Here is a 6257-nt window from a genome sequence, read left to right as displayed (position 1 = left end):
CCACCCGACGGACGGTCGTCGCGGCGGAAGCCACCCGACGGACGGTCGTCACGGCGCTCGTCGCGGCGGAAACCACCGGACGGACGGTCGTCGCGGCGGAAGCCGCCACGGTCACCGCGGTCGTCACGGTTGAAGCCACCCGACGGACGGTCGTCGCGGCGGAAGCCACCCGACGGACGGTCGTCACGGCGCTCGTCGCGGCGGAAACCACCGGACGGACGGTCGTCGCGACGGTAGCCGCCACGGTCACCGCGGTCACCGCGGTCGTCCCGGCGGTTGTCGCGGCGCTCGTAGTTGCCCCGCTCGTCGCGGCGCTCGAAGCTGCGCTGCTCCTGGGCGGCGGCCTGCGCGGCCTGCTCGGCCACGACGGCGGCGACCTCGGCCTCGGCGGCCTCGACGGCCTCGGCGACCGCGGCCTCCGGGTCCTCGCCGCGCTCGCGGGCGGAGCGGGCGACCAGGCGGTCGGCCTCCTCGCGCAGCTCGGCGGCGCGGCGCGTCATGCGCTCCAGCTGCTTGGTGAGCTCGGCGACCTCGCGCTCGGCCTGCTTGGCGGCGTTGTTCGCGGAGTCGGCCTGGACCTCGGTGAGCGAGCGCGCACCGGTGATCTCGGCGACCTCCGGGTCGAACGCGCCGGCCCCGCCGACGATGTGGCGCGAGGCCTCGACGCCCGCGTCCTCCATCAGGCGGAAGATCTGGCGGCGCTGGTGCGGGAGCGCCAGCGAGACCACGACACCGGACTTGCCGGCGCGGGCGGTGCGGCCCGAGCGGTGCAGGTAGTCCTTGTGGTCGCCGGCCGGGTCCACGTTGAGGACCAGGTCGATGCCGTCGACGTGGATGCCGCGGGCGGCGACGTCGGTGGCGACGAGCGCGTTGACGTAGCCGTCCTTGAAGTCGGCGAGGACGCGGGTACGGGCGCCCTGCGTCATGCCGCCGTGCAGCGCGTCGGCCTTCACGCCGGCCTCGACGAGCTGCTCGGCGATGCGGTCGGCGCCCAGCTGGGTGCGGACGAAGATGATGGTGCGGCCCTTGCGGGCGGCGATGGCGGCGGTGACCGGCGCCTTGTCCTTCGGCTTCACGACGAGGACGTGGTGGGTCATGGTCGTGACGTTGCCCTGGGCGCTGTCGACCTCGTGGCTGACCGGGTTCGACAGGTAGCGCTTGACCAGCGTGCCGATCTCGTTCTCCATCGTGGCGGAGAAGAGCATGCGCTGCCCGCCGGCCGGGACCTGGTCGAGCAGCTCGGTGACCTCGGGCAGGAAGCCCAGGTCGGCCATCTGGTCGGCCTCGTCGAGGACGGCGACCTCGACGTTCTCCAGGGAGCAGGCGCCGCGGTTGATGATGTCGCGCAGGCGGCCGGGGGTGGCGACGAGGATGTCGACACCGCGCTCCAGGGCGTAGATCTGGTTGCCCATGGAGGTACCGCCGCAGACGACCTTCATCTTCAGGCCGAGGACGTCACCGTACGGCTGGAGGGCGTCGGCGACCTGCATGGCGAGCTCGCGGGTCGGGGTGAGGATGACCGCGCGGGGCTTCTTCTTCTCGGTGAAGCCGCCGGCGAGGCGGGCCAGGGTCGGCAGACCGAAGGAGAGGGTCTTGCCGGAGCCGGTGCGGCCGCGGCCGAGGATGTCCTTGCCGGCCAGGGCGTCCGGGATGGTCGCGGCCTGGATCGGGAACGGGACGGTGACACCGTTCTGGGCGAGCTTGCGGACGACGCCCTCGGGCAGGCCGAGGTCGGCGAAGGTCACCTGGGGCTCGGCGTCGGCGTCGGCCGCGCCGTCCTCGTGCGTGTCGTCGGCGGCGGTCACATCGGCCTCAAGGGCCTCGATGATTTCGTCCGCCTCCGCGGCCTCCATGGCCTCGGTCACCACGAGGGCCTCAACGGCCTCGACGATCTCGTTGGAGTCGTTCTCGGGCAGGACGGCACGGTCAGAACTGGAAATGGACATGCGAAATGCGAAACCTTCCGGAGTCTCGGCACGCGCCCAAACTCCGTGAATCGCAAATCGACCGCCTCGATGCGGTCAGCCACGGCTAGGGAGAGTACGCGCCACACGGCGCTCTTCGGATTCGGCGCCGGGCAATGGGATCAAACGATCTATAACCATACGCACCCATCCGGGGGTCTGGCAAGTCGTTCCGCCCCGGTCCGCCCTGACCTGCGGCGATACCGGTCGCCGGCCGAGGGCGGCCCCCCGTGGACAGGCCCTAGGCGGGGCTGGCCGAGGCGCTGGGCTCCGGCTGCGGCGGCGAGGGGGCCGGCGGAGCGGGGGAGCTCACGGGCGGCTCGGGGGTCGGCTGCTGGGCGGGCGGCGTGGCCGGGCCCCCGCCGGAGCCGCCGGCTCCGCCTCCGCCCGAGGGCGGCTGCTGGGGCCCCTGGCCCCCGGCCCCGCCCGCCGCCGGGCCGGCCGAAGGCGAGGGAGCTCCGGGCCGCCCGGCCGGCGCGCCCGTGCTCGGGGACGCCCCGGTCGCGCCGGAGGCCTTGCCGTCCTCGGCGGTCTTGCCGTCCTGGCCCTGCCCGCCGGCCTTCGCGCCGCGCCCGGATCCGTGGGTCCCGGCGGTCCGCCCGGCGGCACCGGCCGCGCCGTCGGCGCTCTTGTGGTTCGCGGCGGTGGAGGGGCCGGGCTTGGCGGCGTCGTCGCCGACGCTCATGCAGCCCGCACTGGTCGCGACCGCGAGCGCGGTGACGGCCAGTCGGAGGGAAGCGGACAACGGGCGCACGGGAAGCACCTCCGAAGGGGCGGTCAGGGCCCGCGAGGGGTGCGGGTCAATATGCCCAACTCCCTTTGCCCCGTAAGAGACACGCCCTTGGGGACACTGGCTGTCCGCAATCCGTCCGGGCGCCCGGCGCATCCCGCCGGCTCAGACCAGCAGCTGCCGCGCCACCTGCGACCCGAGCACCACCGCGCCCAGCCCGGCCAGCACCGATGCCGCCACGTTCGCCGCCGCCAGGAAGTGCCGGCCCCGCTCGGCCAGCCGCAGCGTCTCGTACGAGAAGGTCGAGTACGTGCTCAGCGCCCCGCACAGCCCGGTCCCCAGCAGCAGCCCCAGCCACGAGGAGGCCGCACCGGCCAGCGCCGCCCCTGCCAGCGCTCCGAGCACCAGGCAGGCGGCCGTGTTCACCACGAACGTCCCCCAGGGGAACACCGAATCGTGGCGCACCTGCACCGCACGGTCCGTCAGATACCGCAGCGGCGCCCCGACGAGCGCCCCCGCCACCACCAGCAGCCAGTTCACCCGCGCCCCCCGCCCGCCGCACGCCGCGCCGCCGCCCGGCCCGCGGCCCGTACCACCGCGCGGCGCACCGCGAGGCGGGTCGCCGAGGCCGCCGCCCAGACGGCGCCCAGCGCCGCGACCACCGTGAGCCCGGCGTACGCCAGCGCGAGCTCGGCCTCGCCCCCGTCGAGCAGCCGCGCGAAGTCCACCGCGTACGTGGAGAAGGTGGTGAACCCGCCGAGCACCCCGACGCCGACGAACGGCCGCAGCAGCGGGTGCGGCGACGTCCGGCCGCCCTCCCCGATCAGGACCATCAGCACCCCGATCAGCGCGCAGCCGATCGTGTTGGTCCAGAACGTCGCCCACGGGAAGCCCTGCGGCCCCGCCGGCAACAGCAGCACCAGCCCGTACCGAGCCGAGGCCCCGAGCGCCCCGCCGACCGCGACCGCCGCCAGGACCGGGCCCTGCGGCTCGGCGCGCTGCGCCGGCACGTGCAGGTCGACGTCCGGGTCGATGGCCTCGGCGCCCTCGACCGGCCGCGTCACCCGTACCCCAGGGCGTGCAGCCGGGCGTCGTCGATCCCGAAGTGGTGCGCGATCTCGTGGACCACCGTGATCTCCGTCTCCGCGATCACGTCCTCCCGGTCCTCGCACATCCGCAGGGTGGGGTTGCGGTAGATGGTGATCCGGTCCGGGAGCACCCCGGCGTACCACTCGCCGCGGTCGGTGAGCGGGGTTCCCTCGTAGAGGCCGAGCAGCTCGGGGTCGTCCGCCGGCGGCTCGTCCTCGACGAAGACCGCCACGTTGTCCATCAGCCGTGTCAGCTCCGGCGGGATGCGGTCCAGGGCCTCGGCGACGAGCTCCTCGAACTCCTCGCGTGTCATCTGCAGCACGCGGTCATTGTCCCTCCGGCCGGGGTCCTCCCCGGGGGCCGGGGGAAACCGTTTTGGCGATAGCTCCCCGCATCCCATATGCTTCTCACGTCCCCGACGCGCTGGAAAGCGCCCCGGCGGGCCTTTAGCCCTCATCGTCTAGTGGCCCAGGACGCCGCCCTTTCAAGGCGGTAGCACGGGTTCGAATCCCGTTGGGGGTACGCATTACCGTGTGCAAGACTGGTTCTCGCACACTGCATGGTCCTGTGGAGCAGTTGGTTAGCTCGCCACCCTGTCAAGGTGGAGGTCGCGGGTTCAAGTCCCGTCAGGATCGCTGAGACCGGAAACGGTTTCGTGGCTGGGTAGCTCAGTTGGTACGAGCGATCGCCTGAAAAGCGATAGGTCGCCGGTTCGACCCCGGCCCCAGCCACAAAAGGAAGGCCCCGTCCCCCGGACGGGGCCTTCTGCTTTACCCCTCCTCCGCCGCCCCCGCCCCGGCGCGGGCGGCGCGGCGCCGGCGCACCAGGGCCACGGCGAGCGCGCCCGCGGCGACCGAGGCCAGCAGCGCCCAGTCCGGGACCGCCCCCGCGACCGCCTGGACCCGCTGCTCCACCGCGTACGAGTCGTCCACGTCCAGCAGCCCGGGAAGGGCGCTCGCCCCGTCGTACGCGAGGAACAGCGCGCCCAGGGCCACGAAGAACAGCCCGGACAGCAGCGAGGTGCTGTGCAGCTCCAGCCGGCCCGGCCGGAGCGGGCGCCCGCGCAGCCAGCGCCGCCGCCCGAGGTCGAAGCGCTCCCACAGCAGGGCCAGCACGAACAGCGGTACGGCCATCCCCAGCGCGTACACCGCCAGCAGCAGCCCGCCGTAGACCGGGCTGGCGCCGACCGCGGCCACCGTCAGGACGCTGCCCAGGATCGGGCCGGCGCAGAACCCGGCCAGCCCGTACACCGCGCCCAGCGCGTACACCGACACGGCGGTCGTCGGCCGGATCCGGCCCGACAGCTCCGAGATCCGCCGCGGGGCGAAGCCCAGGCCCAGGATCTGCACGACCCCGAGGGCGATGATCAGCCAGCCGCCGGCCAGCACGAGGGCGTCGCGGTGGCCGTGGAAGAACCGCCCCGCGGTCGAGGAGGCCGCGCCCAGCGGGACGAGGGTGGTGGCGAGACCCGCGTAGAAGATCCCGGTCCGGGCCAGCAGCCGGCTGCGGGAGTCGATCGAGTACGCGAAGAAGGCCGGCAGCAGCAGTGCGCTGCACGGGCTGAGCAGGGCGAGGAGGCCGCCCAGGAGGGCGGCCGCATAGCCGATCCCGGTCACCGCGCGGCCCCGGCGCCGGTGCCGCCGCCCGAGCCGGCCCCCGCTGCGGCTTTGGCCGTGGCCTTGGCCTGCTCGATGGCCGCGGCGAAGGCGGCCTGCGGCTGGGCCCCGGCGATCGGGCGGCCGTTGACCAGGAAGGACGGGGTGGAGCTCACCCCGATGCCGTAGCCCTCCTCCTGGTCCTTCCGCAGCGCGGCCGCGGCGCCCTCGCCGGCCATGTCCTGCCGGAAGCGCTCCAGGTCCGGGACCCCGGCCTCGCGGGCGAGCTCCAGCAGCCGCGCCTCGCCGAAGCCCTTCTCCTTGGCGCCCTGGGCGTAGGCGGCGGCGTGGAACTCCCGGAAGCGGTCCTGCTGCCCGGCGGCCCAGGCGGCCTTGGCCGCGGCCTCGGACTCGGCGCCGAAGATCGGGAAGTTCCGCCACTCGATCCGCAGGGTGCCCTCCTCGACGTACTTCGCGATCAGTGCGGGCTCGGTGTCACGGGTGAACTTGCCGCAGTAGCCGCACTTGAAGTCGGAGTACTCGATCAGCACGACGGGCGCGTCGGCACGGCCCACGGCCAGCTTGTCGCCGGCCTCGCGCCGGGCGAGGCCGGCCAGGCCGGCGTGGGTGTCGGAGCCCGCGGACCGGGGCTGCGAGGCGGAGGCCCCCCGGTCGGCCCGGTCGGCGCGCTCGGCGGGCTTGGTGGCCTGCCAGGAGGCGAGCCCGAGGGCGACGGAGGCTGCGGCGACGGCGGCCGCGATCAGCAGCGGCTTACGCCGGGAGGCACGGGCGGACGAGGACGAGGAGGGTGAAGAGGGCATGCGGATGCTCCAAAGCTGCGAAGTAGAGGATGAGGAGGAAAGCGGACGCCATGGCCGG

7 protein-coding genes and 3 tRNA genes are annotated in these 6257 nt (G+C 74.1%); 3 read left to right on the top strand and 7 right to left on the bottom strand.

Going from position 1 to position 6257, the window contains the following annotated elements; all coding sequences use genetic code 11:
* The 5 genes from AB0F11_RS10435 to AB0F11_RS10415 all read right to left on the bottom strand — a co-directional run.
* On the bottom strand, positions 1–1946 hold a 1946-nt coding region (locus AB0F11_RS10435; RefSeq protein ID WP_362170396.1), incomplete at its 3' end, for a DEAD/DEAH box helicase.
* 259 nt (positions 1947–2205) lie between these two features.
* Positions 2206–2718, bottom strand: coding sequence for a hypothetical protein (locus tag AB0F11_RS10430; RefSeq protein ID WP_362170394.1), 513 nt, complete (start codon positions 2716–2718; stop codon positions 2206–2208).
* A gap of 141 nt (positions 2719–2859) precedes the next feature.
* Positions 2860–3234, bottom strand: a complete 375-nt coding sequence (locus AB0F11_RS10425; RefSeq protein ID WP_362170393.1) for a CrcB family protein — start codon at positions 3232–3234, stop codon at positions 2860–2862.
* Positions 3231–3758, bottom strand: a complete 528-nt coding sequence (locus AB0F11_RS10420; protein ID WP_362170391.1) for a CrcB family protein — start codon at positions 3756–3758, stop codon at positions 3231–3233. Before AB0F11_RS10420 ends, AB0F11_RS10425 begins: the two co-directional genes overlap by 4 nt.
* Complete coding sequence (locus AB0F11_RS10415) at positions 3755–4105, bottom strand: metallopeptidase family protein (RefSeq protein ID WP_362170389.1); 351 nt, start codon at positions 4103–4105, stop codon at positions 3755–3757. Before AB0F11_RS10415 ends, AB0F11_RS10420 begins: the two co-directional genes overlap by 4 nt.
* A gap of 127 nt (positions 4106–4232) precedes the next feature.
* Between AB0F11_RS10415 and AB0F11_RS10410 the strand changes: the two genes are divergently transcribed.
* From AB0F11_RS10410 to AB0F11_RS10400, 3 genes are all read left to right on the top strand, one after another.
* Positions 4233–4305: transfer RNA gene (locus AB0F11_RS10410), tRNA-Glu, on the top strand.
* 39 nt (positions 4306–4344) lie between these two features.
* Positions 4345–4418: transfer RNA gene (locus AB0F11_RS10405), tRNA-Asp, on the top strand.
* A gap of 22 nt (positions 4419–4440) precedes the next feature.
* Positions 4441–4514, top strand: a tRNA-Phe gene (locus AB0F11_RS10400).
* Between the two features lie 39 nt (positions 4515–4553).
* On the opposite strand, the gene AB0F11_RS10395 is transcribed toward AB0F11_RS10400, so the two are convergent.
* Both AB0F11_RS10395 and AB0F11_RS10390 read right to left on the bottom strand, forming a co-directional pair.
* Complete coding sequence (locus AB0F11_RS10395) at positions 4554–5399, bottom strand: cytochrome c biogenesis CcdA family protein (protein WP_362170387.1); 846 nt, start codon at positions 5397–5399, stop codon at positions 4554–4556.
* On the bottom strand, positions 5396–6199 hold the full coding sequence (locus AB0F11_RS10390) for a thioredoxin domain-containing protein (RefSeq protein WP_362170385.1): 804 nt from the start codon (positions 6197–6199) through the stop codon (positions 5396–5398). Before AB0F11_RS10390 ends, AB0F11_RS10395 begins: the two co-directional genes overlap by 4 nt.
* Between the last annotated feature and the right edge of the window lie 58 nt (positions 6200–6257).

This window comes from Streptomyces sp. NPDC032472, from assembly GCF_040636955.1.
Taxonomy (GTDB): Bacteria; Actinomycetota; Actinomycetes; order Streptomycetales; family Streptomycetaceae; genus Streptomyces.
This window is presented reverse-complemented; position numbering and strand designations above follow the sequence as displayed.

What these genes read in the sequence shown, in the direction of transcription:
- AB0F11_RS10390 (WP_362170385.1), bottom strand. Translation starts at nt 6,199, where the DNA reads ATGCCCTCTTCACCCTCCTCGTCCTCGTCCGCCCGTGCCTCCCGGCGT.